This is a genomic window from Pseudomonas sp. Leaf434 (assembly GCF_001425545.1).
Taxonomy (GTDB): domain Bacteria; phylum Pseudomonadota; class Gammaproteobacteria; order Pseudomonadales; family Pseudomonadaceae; genus Aquipseudomonas; species Aquipseudomonas siliginis.
In genome coordinates this window covers 1-15,768 of sequence record NZ_LMQZ01000003.1, presented here as the reverse complement: position 1 = coordinate 15,768, position 15,768 = coordinate 1, and the positions used below count along the sequence as shown (strand labels likewise).

At 56.0% G+C, this 15,768-nt stretch carries 12 protein-coding genes, 1 tRNA gene and 1 pseudogene; all 14 read right to left on the bottom strand.

The window, feature by feature from the left end; all coding sequences use genetic code 11:
- On the bottom strand, positions 1–290 hold a 290-nt coding region (locus tag ASG55_RS12140; protein ID WP_236708176.1), incomplete at its 3' end, for a GTP-binding protein.
- Positions 291–321: 31 nt separating this feature from the next.
- Positions 322–2,427, bottom strand: coding sequence for an elongation factor G (fusA, locus tag ASG55_RS12135; RefSeq protein WP_016772942.1), 2,106 nt, complete (start codon positions 2,425–2,427; stop codon positions 322–324).
- Between the two features lie 30 nt (positions 2,428–2,457).
- A complete protein-coding gene (rpsG, locus tag ASG55_RS12130; RefSeq protein WP_016772941.1) occupies positions 2,458–2,931 on the bottom strand; it encodes a 30S ribosomal protein S7 in 474 nt (157 codons plus the stop codon).
- Between the two features lie 107 nt (positions 2,932–3,038).
- On the bottom strand, positions 3,039–3,410 hold the full coding sequence (gene rpsL / locus ASG55_RS12125) for a 30S ribosomal protein S12 (protein WP_003186084.1): 372 nt from the start codon (positions 3,408–3,410) through the stop codon (positions 3,039–3,041).
- Between the two features lie 216 nt (positions 3,411–3,626).
- Positions 3,627–7,826: a DNA-directed RNA polymerase subunit beta' gene (gene rpoC / locus ASG55_RS12120; protein WP_016772940.1), complete on the bottom strand. Its 4,200-nt coding sequence runs from the start codon at positions 7,824–7,826 to the stop codon at positions 3,627–3,629.
- Positions 7,827–7,890: 64 nt separating this feature from the next.
- Positions 7,891–11,964 (bottom strand): DNA-directed RNA polymerase subunit beta, encoded by a 4,074-nt coding sequence (rpoB, locus tag ASG55_RS12115; protein WP_016772939.1) that lies wholly within the window; start codon positions 11,962–11,964, stop codon positions 7,891–7,893.
- A 221-nt stretch (positions 11,965–12,185) separates the two neighbouring features.
- Positions 12,186–12,551, bottom strand: coding sequence for a 50S ribosomal protein L7/L12 (gene rplL, locus ASG55_RS12110; protein WP_007962228.1), 366 nt, complete (start codon positions 12,549–12,551; stop codon positions 12,186–12,188).
- A 73-nt stretch (positions 12,552–12,624) separates the two neighbouring features.
- Positions 12,625–13,125 (bottom strand): 50S ribosomal protein L10, encoded by a 501-nt coding sequence (rplJ, locus tag ASG55_RS12105; RefSeq protein WP_008081912.1) that lies wholly within the window; start codon positions 13,123–13,125, stop codon positions 12,625–12,627.
- Positions 13,126–13,323: 198 nt separating this feature from the next.
- Positions 13,324–14,019 (bottom strand): 50S ribosomal protein L1, encoded by a 696-nt coding sequence (gene rplA, locus ASG55_RS12100; protein WP_024014523.1) that lies wholly within the window; start codon positions 14,017–14,019, stop codon positions 13,324–13,326.
- A complete protein-coding gene (gene rplK / locus ASG55_RS12095) occupies positions 14,019–14,450 on the bottom strand; it encodes a 50S ribosomal protein L11 (RefSeq protein ID WP_003176435.1) in 432 nt (143 codons plus the stop codon). Before rplK ends, rplA begins: the two co-directional genes overlap by 1 nt.
- A gap of 118 nt (positions 14,451–14,568) precedes the next feature.
- Entirely contained in the window at positions 14,569–15,102 is a 534-nt protein-coding gene (gene nusG / locus ASG55_RS12090) for a transcription termination/antitermination protein NusG (RefSeq protein WP_007957598.1), read from the bottom strand.
- Positions 15,103–15,111: 9 nt separating this feature from the next.
- Entirely contained in the window at positions 15,112–15,480 is a 369-nt protein-coding gene (gene secE, locus ASG55_RS12085; RefSeq protein WP_016772937.1) for a preprotein translocase subunit SecE, read from the bottom strand.
- A 45-nt stretch (positions 15,481–15,525) separates the two neighbouring features.
- Positions 15,526–15,601, bottom strand: a tRNA-Trp gene (locus tag ASG55_RS12080).
- Between the two features lie 53 nt (positions 15,602–15,654).
- Positions 15,655–15,768, bottom strand: a pseudogene (locus ASG55_RS26330) (EF-Tu/IF-2/RF-3 family GTPase); the annotation flags it as partial.

Sequence of the window (15,768 nt, the reverse complement as noted above, 5' to 3'; positions counted from 1 at the left end):
GCAGCACCGGTGATCATGTTCTTCACGTAGTCAGCGTGACCTGGGCAGTCAACGTGAGCGTAGTGACGGATCTTCGAGTTGTACTCAACGTGCGCGGTATTGATGGTGATACCGCGAGCTTTTTCTTCTGGTGCACTGTCGATCTTGTCGAAGTCAACGATTGCAGAACCGAAAACTTCGGAGCAAACGCGAGTCAGAGCAGCAGTCAGAGTGGTTTTACCGTGGTCAACGTGACCGATGGTGCCAACGTTGACGTGCGGTAGGGAACGATCAAATTTTTCTTTAGCCACGACAATTAACTCCTAGCCTAAAGGGGCTGAATCAGCCTTGTTTTTTGGTTACGGATTCGACGATGTGCGACGGAGCCGTATCATATTTTTTGAATTCCATAGAGTAGCTTGCGCGACCCTGGGACATGGAACGAACGTCGGTCGCATAACCGAACATCTCACCCAGTGGAACCTCGGCACGGATAACCTTGCCGGACACTGTGTCTTCCATACCCTGGATCATGCCGCGACGACGGTTAAGGTCGCCCATCACATCACCCATATAGTCTTCAGGCGTAACAACCTCTACCGCCATGATCGGCTCGAGCAACTCACCACCACCCTTCTGGGCCAGTTGCTTGGTCGCCATGGAAGCAGCCACTTTAAACGCCATCTCGTTGGAGTCGACGTCGTGGTAAGAACCATCGAACACGGTAGCCTTCAGGCCGATCAGCGGATAGCCGGCAACAACGCCGTTCTTCATCTGCTCTTCGATACCCTTCTGGATAGCCGGGATGTATTCCTTAGGAACCACACCACCTACAACTTCGTTCACGAATTGCAGACCTTCCTGACCTTCGTCAGCAGGAGCAAAACGGATCCAGCAGTGACCGAACTGGCCGCGACCACCGGACTGACGAACGAACTTGCCTTCGATTTCACAGTTCTTCGTGATGCGCTCACGATACGAAACCTGAGGCTTGCCGATGTTGGCTTCGACGTTGAACTCACGGCGCATCCGGTCAACCAGGATGTCCAGGTGCAGCTCGCCCATGCCGGAGATGATCGTCTGACCAGTCTCTTCATCAGTTTTAACGCGGAAAGACGGGTCTTCCTGAGCAAGTTTGCCCAGAGCGATACCCATTTTTTCCTGGTCATCCTTGGTCTTAGGCTCTACGGCAACCGAAATAACCGGCTCCGGGAAGTCCATGCGAACCAGGATGATTGGCTTGTCAGCGTTGCAGAGGGTTTCACCAGTGGTGACGTCCTTCATGCCGATCAGGGCCGCGATGTCACCAGCGCGTACTTCCTTGATCTCTTCACGGGCGTTTGCGTGCATTTGCACCATACGACCCACGCGCTCTTTCTTGCCTTTGACCGAGTTGATCACGCCGTCGCCGGAGTTCAACACGCCCGAGTAAACGCGGACGAAGGTCAGAGTACCCACGAATGGGTCGGTAGCGATCTTGAACGCCAGAGCCGCGAAAGGCTCGTTGTCGTCTGCATGACGCTCCATCTCTTCTTCCTCGTTATCAGGGTTGGAACCCTTGATAGCAGGAATGTCGGTCGGAGCAGGCAGGTAGTCGATAACGGCGTCGAGAACCAGGGGAACGCCCTTGTTCTTGAACGAAGAACCGCAAACGGCCAGAACGATTTCGCCGGCGATAGTACGCTGACGCAAAGCCGCCTTGATCTCTTCGATCGACAGCTCTTCGCCTTCCAGGTACTTGTTCATCAGCTCTTCGTTGGCTTCGGCGGCAGCTTCAACCATGTTGTTGCGCCACTCTTCCGCCAGCTCTTGCAGCTCGGCAGGAATGTCCTTGCGAACAGGGACCATACCTTTGTCGGAGTCGTTCCAGTAGACAGCTTGCATGTTGATCAGATCGATCTGACCCTGGAAGTTGTCTTCGGAACCGATGGCCAACTGGATCGGCACCGGAGTGTGACCCAGACGCTGCTTGATCTGACCGATCACGCGCAGGAAGTTGGCGCCGGCACGGTCCATCTTGTTTACGTAAACAAGACGTGGAACGCCGTATTTGTTGGCTTGACGCCATACGGTTTCCGACTGCGGCTCAACACCCGAAGTACCGCAGAACACAACGACAGCGCCGTCGAGTACGCGCAGGGAACGCTCAACTTCAATGGTGAAGTCAACGTGGCCCGGGGTATCGATTACGTTGAAACGGTGCTCGTGAGAGTACTGCTTCTCGGAACCTTTCCAGAAGGCGGTAATGGCAGCAGAAGTAATGGTAATACCACGCTCCTGCTCCTGAACCATCCAGTCTGTGGTCGCGGCGCCATCATGCACCTCGCCCATTTTGTGACTTTTGCCGGTGTAAAACAGTACGCGCTCGGTGGTGGTGGTTTTACCAGCATCCACGTGAGCGACGATACCGATGTTACGGTAGCGGCTAATCGGAGTAGTACGAGCCATAAAGCCCTCGCAAAATTAGTGAAGCTAAAATTAGAAGCGGTAGTGCGAGAAAGCTTTGTTAGCTTCGGCCATACGGTGCACGTCTTCACGCTTCTTAACAGCAGCACCTTTACCTTCAGCAGCATCCAGCAGTTCGCCAGCCAAACGCAGAGCCATAGACTTCTCGCCGCGCTTACGGGCGAAGTCTACCAACCAGCGCATTGCCAGAGCGTTACGACGGGAAGGACGAACCTCGACCGGAACCTGGTAAGTAGCACCACCAACGCGGCGCGACTTCACTTCGACCAGCGGAGCGATGGCGTCGAGTGCTTTTTCGAAGAGTTCCAGGGGATCGGTGCCAGCCTTACGGGCCGCAACGGTTTCCAGGGCACCATAAACGATACGCTCGGCAACGGCTTTCTTGCCGCTTTCCATAACGTGGTTCATGAATTTGGCGAGGATCTGGCTTCCGTATTTCGGATCGTCCAGAATCTCACGCTTTGCTGCTACGCGACGTCTTGGCATGATAAGCCCTCAAGCGGTCTTCAGGTTAGCTCGGGACAGATCCAGAGGATGCGTGCCCGACCTTACTCTTATCGACTCAATAAAATAAAAATCTGCAAAACGGCCGATTACTTCGGACGCTTGGTACCGTACTTCGAACGACCCTGGTTACGGCCTTTAACGCCGGAAGTATCCAAGGAGCCGCGAACGGTGTGGTAACGAACACCTGGCAAGTCTTTTACACGACCGCCGCGGATCAGTACCACGCTGTGCTCTTGCAGGTTGTGGCCTTCACCACCGATGTACGAGGAAACCTCGAAACCGTTGGTCAGACGCACACGGCATACTTTACGCAGTGCCGAGTTAGGTTTTTTCGGCGTGGTGGTGTACACACGGGTGCACACGCCACGACGTTGCGGGCAGTTCTGCAGCGCAGGTACGTCGGATTTCTCGACGATACGCTTACGCGGCTGACGTACCAGCTGGTTGATAGTTGCCATCTACTAGCTCCACTGTTGTCTTGCGACGCTATTGTCTTGCAAGAAAAGCAAAATGGCAGGAACGAATTCCCGCCAAATTTAGGGGATCAAGAGTCTAAAGAGGATCTTGATTCCAGTCAAGGCAAGGCCCCGACCTCCCCGCCCATCGAACCTTGACTTGATGTCTCGATTCGACGAACGGAGCGATCAGGGCCTCACTCTCGTTTATCGCAGAACTCAGTTACCGCTCGAGTTCAGCGCTTCGGTCAGTGCAGCTTCCACTTCACTGGCGCTTACGCGCAACGGCTTGTCGGCATCACGGCGACGCTTGCGCTCGCTGTGATAGGCAAGACCGGTACCGGCCGGGATCAGACGACCCACGACTACGTTTTCTTTCAGGCCGCGCAGGTAATCGCGCTTGCCGGTGACTGCCGCTTCGGTCAGTACGCGGGTGGTTTCCTGGAAGGAAGCCGCCGAGATGAACGATTCGGTGGACAACGACGCCTTGGTGATACCCAGCAGAACGCGAGTAAACTTGGAGACAAACTTGTCTTCCGCGCTCAGACGCTCGTTCTCGACCAGAACGTGAGTCAGTTCCATCTGGTCGCCCTTGATGAAGCTGGAATCGCCGGACTCGGAGATCTCAACTTTACGCAGCATCTGACGCAGGATGGTCTCGATGTGCTTGTCGTTGATCTTCACGCCTTGCAGACGATAAACGTCCTGGATCTCGTTGACGATGTACTTGGCCAGCGCGCTCACACCCAGCAGACGCAGGATGTCGTGCGGATCGCTTGGACCGTCGGAGATAACTTCGCCGCGGTTTACCTGTTCGCCTTCGAATACGTTCAGGTGACGCCACTTCGGAATCAGCTCTTCATACGGATCGCTACCGTCGTTCGGGGTAATGACCAGACGGCGCTTGCCCTTGGTCTCTTTACCGAACGCGATGGTGCCGCTGACTTCAGCCAGAATCGACGCTTCTTTCGGACGACGCGCTTCGAACAGGTCGGCAACACGCGGCAGACCACCGGTGATGTCACGGGTCTTCGAAGTTTCCTGCGGGATACGAGCGATAACATCACCGATCGCAATCTTCGCACCGTCAGCCACACCGACCAGGGCGTTGGCTGGCAGGAAGTACTGAGCGATAACGTCAGTGCCTGGCAGCAACAGATCCTTGCCGTTGTCGTCGACCATCTTCACTGCTGGACGGATTTCCTTGCCGGCAGCTGGACGATCTTTGGCGTCGAGTACTTCAATGTTGGTCATACCGGTCAATTCGTCAGTCTGACGCTTGATCGTGATGCCCTCTTCCATGCCCACGTAGGTCACGGTACCTTTCATTTCGGTAACGATCGGGTGAGTGTGCGGATCCCACTTGGCCACGATTGCGCCAGCGTCGACCTTGTCACCTTCTTTAACCGAAATCACAGCACCGTACGGCAGCTTGTAACGCTCGCGCTCACGACCGAAATCGTCCGCGATTGCCAGCTCACCGGAACGGGACACAGCAACCAGATGGCCATCCACTCGCTCAACGTGCTTCAGGTTGTGCAGACGGACGGTACCGCCATTCTTCACCTGAACGCTGTCGGCTGCGGAAGTACGGCTTGCCGCACCACCGATGTGGAACGTACGCATGGTCAGCTGGGTACCCGGCTCACCGATGGACTGGGCAGCGATAACGCCGACCGCTTCACCAATGTTCACCTGGTGACCACGAGCCAGATCACGGCCGTAGCACTTGGCGCAAATGCCATAGCGGGTTTCGCAGCTGATCGGCGAACGCACGATCACTTCGTCGATGCTGTTCAGCTCGATGAATTCGACCCACTTCTCGTCTACCAGAGTACCGGCAGGAACGATGACGTCCTCGGTGCCTGGCTTGAATACGTCACGGGCAATGACACGACCCAATACGCGCTCGCCCAACGGCTCTACAACGTCACCGCCTTCAATGTGCGGAGTCATCAGCAGACCGTGTTCGGTGCCGCAATCGATCTCGGTTACAACCAGATCCTGCGCCACGTCTACCAGACGACGAGTCAGGTAACCGGAGTTCGCAGTTTTCAACGCGGTATCCGCCAGACCTTTACGAGCACCGTGAGTCGAGATGAAGTACTGAAGTACGCTCAAACCTTCACGGAAGTTCGCAGTAATCGGCGTTTCAATGATGGAACCGTCCGGCTTGGCCATCAGACCACGCATACCGGCCAGCTGACGAATCTGTGCTGCGGAACCCCGCGCACCCGAGTCGGCCATCATGTACATCGAGTTGAAAGACTCTTGGTCGACTTCGTCGCCGTGACGGTCGATGACTTTCTCTTTCGAGAGGTTGGCCATCATCGCCTTGGAAACTTCGTCGTTCGCTTTCGACCAGAGGTCGATCACTTTGTTGTACTTCTCGCCCTGGGTTACCAGGCCGGAGGCGTACTGACTCTCGATTTCTTTCACTTCGTCGGTGGCTGCACCGATGATGCGGGCTTTTTCATCCGGGATAACGAAGTCGTTAACACCGATCGAAACGCCGGAGATGGTCGAGTAAGCGAAACCGGTGTACATCAACTGGTCAGCGAAGATCACGGTCTCTTTCAGACCAACCACGCGGTAGCACTGGTTGATCAGCTTGGAGATCGCCTTTTTCTTCATCGGCAGGTTGACGACGTCGAACGACAGACCTTTCGGCACAACCTGGAACAGCAGCGCACGGCCGACAGTGGTGTCGACGATACGGGTACCGCTCACGCTGTTGCCGTCACGGTCGTTGACGGTTTCGTTGATACGAACCTTGACCTTGGCGTGCAGTGCAGCTTCGCCGGCACGGAACACACGGTCGACTTCCTGCAGATCCGCGAACACACGACCTTCGCCCTTGGCGTTGATCGCTTCACGAGTCATGTAGTACAGACCCAATACAACGTCCTGCGACGGAACGATGATTGGCTCACCGTTGGCTGGCGACAGAATGTTGTTGGTCGACATCATCAACGCACGCGCTTCGAGCTGGGCTTCCAGTGTCAGCGGTACGTGCACGGCCATTTGGTCGCCGTCGAAGTCAGCGTTGTACGCGGCGCAGACCAGCGGGTGCAGCTGGATAGCCTTACCTTCGATCAGTACCGGTTCAAACGCCTGGATACCCAGACGGTGAAGGGTTGGTGCACGGTTGAGAAGAACCGGGTGTTCGCGAATCACTTCAGCTAGAACGTCCCAAACCTCTGGCAGTTCGCGCTCGACCATTTTCTTGGCCGCTTTGATGGTGGTCGCCAGACCACGCATTTCCAGCTTGCCGAAAATGAACGGCTTGAACAGCTCGAGAGCCATCTTCTTCGGCAGACCGCACTGGTGCAGACGCAGGGTCGGGCCTACGGTAATTACCGAACGACCGGAGTAGTCAACACGCTTACCGAGCAAGTTCTGACGGAAACGACCCTGCTTACCCTTGATCATGTCAGCCAGGGATTTCAGAGGACGCTTGTTGGAACCGGTGATAGCGCGGCCACGACGACCGTTGTCGAGCAGTGCATCGACAGCTTCCTGCAACATGCGCTTTTCGTTGCGCACGATGATGTCCGGAGCCGACAGATCCAGCAGGCGCTTCAAACGGTTGTTACGGTTGATCACTCGACGATACAGATCGTTGAGGTCGGAGGTCGCGAAACGACCGCCATCCAGCGGGACCAGTGGACGCAGATCTGGCGGCAGAACCGGCAGAACGGTCAGCACCATCCACTCTGGCAGGTTGCCGGAACCCTGGAAGGCTTCCATCAACTTCAGACGCTTGGACAGCTTCTTGATCTTGGTTTCCGAGTTGGTTTGCGGAATCTCTTCGCGCAGACGGCCAATCTCGTGCTCCAGGTCGATAGCGTGCAGCAGTTCACGGACAGCTTCAGCACCCATGCGGGCATCGAAATCGTCACCGAACTCTTCAAGCGCTTCGAAATACTGCTCGTCGTTCAGCAGCTGACCTTTTTCAAGGGTGGTCATGCCTGGATCGATAACGACATAGCTCTCGAAGTAGAGAACGCGCTCGATATCACGCAGGGTCATGTCCATCAGCAGGCCGATACGCGACGGCAGCGATTTCAGGAACCAGATGTGGGCAACCGGCGAAGCCAGTTCGATGTGCGCCATGCGCTCACGACGAACCTTGGCCAGTGCAACTTCAACGCCGCACTTCTCGCAGATCACACCACGGTGCTTCAAGCGCTTGTACTTACCGCACAGGCACTCGTAATCCTTTACCGGGCCAAAGATCTTGGCGCAGAACAGGCCGTCACGCTCAGGTTTGAACGTACGGTAGTTGATGGTTTCCGGCTTTTTAACTTCACCGAACGACCACGAACGGATCATCTCCGGCGAGGCCAATCCGATACGGATGGCGTCGAACTCTTCGACTTGACCCTGGTTTTTCAGCAAATTCAGTAGGTCTTTCAAGGCCTTTCCTCCTGGCGGAGCAGAGAGCGGGCAATCCTGCCCCGCTCTCGATTCGCGTCACGTGTTATTCGGTTTCCAGATCGATATCGATGCCGAGGGAACGAATTTCCTTGATCAACACGTTGAAGGACTCGGGCATGCCCGGCTCCATACGGTGATCGCCATCCACGATGTTCTTGTACATCTTGGTACGGCCGTTCACATCGTCCGACTTCACTGTGAGCATTTCTTGCAGAGTGTAAGCAGCACCGTATGCTTCCAGTGCCCAGACCTCCATCTCCCCGAAACGCTGACCACCGAACTGCGCCTTACCACCCAGCGGCTGCTGGGTAACCAGGCTGTAAGAACCGGTAGAACGCGCGTGCATCTTGTCGTCTACCAAGTGGTTCAGCTTCAGCATGTACATGTAGCCAACGGTAACTGGACGCTCGAACTTGTTGCCGGTACGGCCGTCGGTCAGCTGCATCTGGCCGCTTTCCGGCAGGTCTGCCAGTTTCAGCATGGCCTTGATTTCGCTTTCCTTGGCGCCGTCGAACACTGGAGTGGCCATTGGAACGCCGCCACGCAGGTTGTTCGCCAGATCGAGGATTTCCTGATCGGAGAAGCTGTCCAGATCTTCGTTACGACCGCCGATCTGGTTGTAGATCTCGTCCAGGAAAGTGCGCAGTTCAGCGACTTTACGCTGCTCTTCGACCATCCGGTTGATCTTCTCGCCCAGACCTTTGGCCGCGAGGCCCAGGTGGGTTTCGAGGATCTGACCAACGTTCATACGCGAAGGTACGCCCAGCGGGTTGAGGACCACGTCGACCGGGGTGCCATTGGCATCGTGCGGCATGTCTTCAACCGGCATGATCACGGAGACCACACCCTTGTTACCGTGACGACCGGCCATCTTGTCGCCCGGCTGGATGCGGCGACGGATTGCCAGGTAAACCTTGACGATTTTCAGCACGCCTGGAGCCAGGTCATCGCCCTGCTGCAGTTTGCGCTTCTTGTCTTCGAACTTGTCGTCCAGCAGACGGCGACGATCAACGATGTAGGCCTGAGCCTTCTCGAGCTGCTCGTTCAGCGCATCTTCAGCCATGCGCAGTTTGAACCACTGGCCGTGCTCAAGACCGTCGAGTACTTCGTCGGTGATGTCCTGACCTTTCTTCAGGCCGGCGCCGCCTTCGGCCTTGTGGCCTACCAGTGCGGAACGCAGACGTTCGAAAGTCGCGCCTTCAACGATGCGGAACTCTTCGTTCAGATCCTTGCGGATCTCGTCCAGCTGGGACTTCTCGATCGACAGTGCACGAGCATCACGCTCAACGCCGTCGCGGGTGAAGACCTGTACGTCGATGACAGTACCTTTGGTGCCGGTTGGCACGCGCAGGGAGGTGTCTTTAACGTCGCTGGCTTTTTCACCGAAGATTGCACGCAGCAGTTTTTCTTCCGGAGTCAGTTGGGTCTCGCCTTTCGGAGTGACCTTACCCACCAGAATGTCGCCTGCGCCTACTTCAGCACCTACGTAAACGATACCGGCTTCGTCCAGCTTGTTCAGTGCAGCTTCACCCACGTTCGGGATGTCCGCAGTGATTTCCTCTGGGCCAAGCTTGGTGTCACGGGCCACACAGGTCAGTTCCTGAATGTGGATCGTGGTGAAACGGTCTTCCTGAACAACACGCTCGGACAGGCAGATGGAGTCTTCGAAGTTGAAGCCGTTCCATGCCATGAACGCGATGCGCATGTTCTGACCCAGTGCCAGCTCACCCATGTCGGTGGACGGGCCGTCGGCCATGATGTCGCTACGCTGAACCCGATCACCTTTACGTACCAGCGGACGCTGGTTGATGCAGGTGTTCTGGTTCGAGCGGGTGTATTTGGTCAGGTTGTAGATGTCGACACCGGCTTCACCGGTTTCAACTTCGTCATCGGCAACACGAACCACGATACGGCTGGCGTCGACGGAGTCGATCACGCCACCACGACGAGCCACGACGCAAACGCCGGAGTCACGGGCTACGTTACGCTCCATGCCGGTACCTACCAGCGGCTTGTCAGCGCGCAGAGTCGGTACAGCCTGACGCTGCATGTTCGAACCCATCAACGCACGGTTGGCGTCGTCGTGCTCGAGGAACGGAATCAGCGACGCTGCAACCGACACAACCTGCTTCGGCGAAACGTCCATCAGGGTGACGTCTTCCGGCGCCTTGACGGTGAATTCGTTCAGGTGACGTACGGCAACCAGTTCGTCGATCAGGACTTTCTGCTCGTTCATGGTCGCCGAAGCCTGCGCGATCACGTGATCGGCTTCTTCAATAGCGGACAGGAACACGATCTCGTCGGTGACCACACCCTCTTTCACCACGCGGTACGGGCTTTCCAGGAAGCCGTACTGGTTGGTGCGAGCGTACGCAGCCAGGGAGTTGATCAGGCCGATGTTCGGACCTTCCGGCGTTTCAATCGGGCAGACACGACCGTAGTGAGTCGGGTGTACGTCACGGACTTCGAAGCCTGCGCGCTCACGAGTCAGACCGCCAGGGCCGAGTGCAGAGACACGACGCTTGTGGGTGATCTCGGACAGCGGGTTGTTCTGGTCCATGAACTGCGACAGCTGGCTGGAACCGAAGAACTCTTTCACCGCGGCAGCCACTGGCTTGGCGTTGATCAGATCTTGCGGCATCAGGCCTTCGCTTTCAGCCATCGACAGACGCTCTTTGACCGCACGCTCAACACGTACCAGGCCAACGCGGAACTGGTTCTCGGCCATTTCGCCTACGCAGCGAACACGACGGTTACCCAGGTGGTCGATGTCATCGACGATGCCTTTACCGTTGCGGATGTCGACCAGAGTCTTCAGGACCGCGACGATGTCTTCCTTGCACAGCACTCCCGAACCTTCGATCTCGGTACGACCGATACGACGGTTGAACTTCATCCGGCCGACCGCAGACAGGTCATAACGCTCAGGGCTGAAGAACAGGTTGTTGAACAGGGTCTCGGCAGCGTCTTTGGTTGGCGGCTCGCCTGGACGCATCATGCGATAGATCTCGACCAGCGCTTCCAGTTGGTTGCTGGTGGAGTCGATCTTCAGCGTGTCGGAGACGAACGGACCGCAGTCGATGTCGTTGGTGTACAGGGTCTCGATGCGAACCACCTGGGCCTTGGCGATCTTTGCCAGGACTTCAGTGTTCAGCTCGGTGTTGCATTCGGCCAGGATTTCGCCGGTAGCCGGGTGCACGATAGCCTTGGCGGTGGTGCGGCCGAGGACGTAGTCCAGTGGCACGTCCAGCGTCTTGATACCGGCTTTCTCGATCTGGTTGATGTGGCGCGCGGTAATACGGCGGCCTTGCTCAACGATGACCTTGCCCTTCTCGTCCTGGATGTCCAGAACCGCAACTTCACCACGCAGGCGCGATGGCACCAGTTCCAGGCTGAGGGTTTCGCCGCTCAGGTGGAATACGTTGGTGGTATAGAACGCGTCCAGCACCTCTTCGGTGGTGTAACCGAGTGCGCGCAGCAGTACCGAAGCCGGCAGTTTGCGACGACGGTCGATACGCACGAAGACACAGTCTTTCGGGTCGAATTCGAAGTCCAGCCACGAACCGCGGTAAGGAATGATGCGAGCCGAGTACAGCAGTTTGCCGGAGCTGTGCGTCTTGCCGCGGTCGTGGTCGAAGAACACGCCCGGGGAACGGTGCAGCTGGGAAACGATAACACGCTCGGTACCGTTGATTACGAAGGTACCGTTCTCAGTCATCAGGGGGATTTCACCCATGTAGACTTCTTGCTCTTTGATGTCCTTGATCGCTTTGTTCGACGATTCTTTGTCGAAAATGATCAGGCGCACTTTTACCCGCAAAGGTACGGCGAAAGTTACACCGCGCAATACGCATTCTTTGACATCAAATGCCGGTTCGCCCAGGCGATAACCGACGTACTCCAGCGCAGCATTGCCGGAGTAGCTGATGATCGGGAAAACGGATTTGAAGGCCGCATGCAGGCCCACGTCGCGGAACTGATCTTTAGTCGCTCCCGCTTGCAAGAATTCACGATACGAATCCAGCTGGATGGCCAGGAGGTAAGGCACATCCATGACGTCCGGCAACTTGCTAAAGTCCTTGCGGATACGTTTTTTCTCAGTATATGAGTAAGCCATCAGCGTTCCCCAGCTTGGTCACCTGCTTGTTTGGCCCCTCCCGACGGGAGCAGCCAGAAAATCGTGCAAACCCCATGGTTTGCGCCACCGCATCGGGTGGTTACAGCGCCTTTATCAGCACCGACCCAGTCGGCTGCCAATAACGGAAAAAGGCCGGTGGCAAGAGCCACCAGCCATCAGCCTGTCGCTTGACGCTCGGGCTGGAGGAGCAAAGTCGATGCTTACTTCAGCTCGACTTTAGCGCCTGCTTCTTCCAGCTTCTTCTTGGCGTCTTCAGCCGCTTCTTTCGAAACGCCTTCAGCTACAACCTGAGGAGCGCCGTCTACTTTCTCTTTGGCTTCTTTCAGGCCCAGACCGGTCAGTTCACGAACTGCCTTGATCACGTTAACCTTCTTCTCGCCAGCTTCCAGCAGAACAACGTTGAACTCGGTTTGCTCTTCAACAGCAGCAGCAGCTACAGCTGGGCCAGCCGAAGCGGCAGCAGCGGTAACACCGAAGGTTTCTTCCATCGCTTTGATCAGCTCAACGATTTCCACTACGGATTTCTGGCCGATTGCTTCGATGATTTGTTCGTTAGTCAGAGACATGACTCAATTCCTGAATTGGGGGACGGCCTACGCGACCATCGAAATAAACAAAAAACGCGAGAAGTGACGAGCCTTAGGCTGCGGCAGCTTCTTTCTGGTCGCGAATTGCCGCCAGAGTACGAGCCAATTTGCTGGTTGCGCCTTGAATCACGCTCATCAGCTGAGAAATTGCTTCGTCACGGGTCGGCAGAGTTGCCAGTACGTCGATCTGATTAGCTGCGAGGAACTTGCCCTCGAACGCAGCTGCCTTGATCTCGAACTTGTCCTGACCCTTGGCAAACTCTTTGAAGATACGGGCAGCAGCGCCCGGATGTTCGTTCGAGAATGCAATCAGGGTCGGGCCGGTGAACACGTCGTTGAGAACACTGTATTGAGTGTCAGCAACAGCGCGCTTGAGCAGGGTGTTACGTACAACACGTACGTAAACGCCAGCTTCACGAGCCTCTTTACGGAGTCCGGTCATTGCGCCTACTGTTACGCCACGTGCATCAACCACGACAGCGGACAGAGCGACTTTGGCAGCCTCGTTGACTTCAGCGACGATGGCCTTCTTGTCTTCGAGATTAATTGCCACGGGTTTAACTCCTGCTTGTTACCGTTTCATTCGATCGGAACCGAATGTCGTTTTGGTGTCTGATTCGGTAAGGAACCGGGAGCACCATCTGCGTAGGCTTGAGGTTTAAGGCTTGCGCCGCCTACGGTCTTGGATAGCCCCCGCCAGGCAGGGACCCCAATCTTTCAATTGGCGCGGCAATCCGCGCCAACCTTTGTCTTACGCGTCGAGCGAGCTCTGGTCGATAACCAGACCTGGGCCCATAGTGGTGCTCAGGGTAACGCGCTTGACGTAAATACCTTTCGAGGAAGCTGGCTTGATACGCTTCAGATCAGCGATCAGGGCTTCAACGTTTTCCTTCAGCTTGACGGCGTCGAAGCCGATCTTGCCAACGGAAGTGTGGATGATGCCGTTTTTGTCGGTGCGATAACGAACCTGACCAGCCTTGGCGTTCTTGACCGCGTTGGCTACGTCTGGAGTTACGGTGCCGACTTTAGGGTTAGGCATCAGGCCACGTGGACCGAGGATCTGACCCAACTGACCTACAACGCGCATGGCATCCGGGGATGCGATCACTACGTCATAGTTCAGGTCGCCGCCTTTCATTTCGGCAGCCAGGTCGTCCATACCTACACGATCAGCGCCGGCAGCCAGAGCGGCCTCAGCAGCTGGACCCTGGGTGAACACAGCAACGCGAACGGTCTTGCCAGTGCCGTGTGGCAGCACAGTAGCGCTACGAACAACCTGGTCGGATTTACGCGGGTCTACACCCAGGTTTACAGCAACGTCGAACGACTCGCTGAACTTGACAGTCGACAGCTCGGCCAGCAGAGCAGCGGCGTCTACAATGTTGTAGGCCTTGCCTGCTTCGATTTTGCCGGCGATAGCCTTTTGACGCTTGGTCAGCTTAGCCATTACACACCCTCCACGTTAAGGCCCATGCTACGAGCAGAACCGGCGATAGTACGCACGGCTGCATCCATATCAGCTGCAGTCAGATCCGCGTTTTTGGTTTTCGCGATTTCTTCCAGCTGAGCACGGGTAACAGTGCCAACCTTAACGGTGTTCGGACGAGCGGAACCGCTGGTCAGACCGGCCGCCTTCTTCAGCAGAACCGAAGCAGGGGTGGATTTGGTTTCGAAAGTGAAGCTACGGTCGCTGTAGACAGTGATGATCACTGGAGTCGGCAGACCTGGCTCAAGACCCTGAGTACGGGCGTTGAAAGCCTTGCAGAATTCCATGATGTTCACGCCGTGCTGACCCAGAGCAGGACCAACCGGTGGACTTGGGTTAGCCTGAGCGGCCTTCACTTGCAGCTTGATGTAAGCGGTAATCTTCTTGGCCATGAGGCACTCCAATTACGGGTTCGAACGCCTCGAAAGGCTCCCCGGTTACTTGCGCGTTTATCCCAGTGACGACAAAACCCCACAGCCTAAGGCTGCGGGGTTGGGATTGCTTGTCCAGCTAGACCTTCTCGACCTGACTGAACTCGAGCTCCACCGGAGTAGAGCGACCGAAAATGAGCACTGCCACTTGGATCCGGCTCTTTTCGTAGTTAACTTCTTCCACAACGCCGTTGAAATCAGCGAATGGACCGTCATTGACACGTACCGTCTCGCCCGGCTCGAACAAAGTCTTCGGCTTCGGCTTGTCGCTACCATCAGCAACGCGACGCAGAATCGCTTCTGCCTCTTTATCTGTAATTGGCGCAGGCTTGTCAGCGGTACCGCCGATAAAACCCATCACCCGAGGAGTATCCTTGACCAAGTGCCAAGTACCCTCGTTCATATCCATTTGGACCAGCACATAGCCTGGAAAGAACTTCCGTTCGCTTTTGCGCTTCTGGCCGTTACGCATCTCAACCACTTCTTCAGTGGGAACCAGAATCTCGCCGAAGCCATCTTCCATGCCAGCCAGCTTTACGCGCTCGATCAGCGAGCGCATCACATGCTTCTCGTAACCCGAGTAAGCATGCACAACATACCAACGCTTAGCCACGGGACACCCTTAGCCGACAATCAAGGAAACAAGCCAGCCGAGCAGGGAATCAAGACCCCACAACAGCAACGCCATAACCAGAACAACAGCCACGACAATCAGCGTGGTCTGCGTGGTTTCTTGGCGAGTTGGCCACACGACTTTACGAATCTCGGTGCGAGCTTCCTTAACCAGTACAAAGAAAGACTTGCCCTTCGCGGTTTGCAGGCCTACAAAGGCAGCTACGGCAGCAATGGCAAGCAAAGCGAGTACACGGTACAGGATCGGCGAAGCAGCGTAATACTGATTGCCAACAACGCCAACAACCACTAAAGCGACTACTACAAGCCACTTGAGCAGATCGAAGCGAGAGCCTTGAGCTTCAGCTTTAGGAGTCATCTATGAAGATCCTGTGAAAAGAAAGCCAGATACACCGAGTGAATCTGGCAGGTCAGGAGGGAATCGAACCCCCAACCTACGGTTTTGGAGACCGTCGCTCTGCCAATTGAGCTACTGACCTAAAACAAAATCAGGCCGACCATTATGCCGGCCCGAAAAATACATTACAACCGCTTATTCGATGATTTTTGCTACGACGCCAGCGCCGACGGTACGACCGCCTTCACGGATAGCGAAACGCAGACCGTCTTCCATCGCGATGGTTTTGATCAGGGTAACAGTCATCTG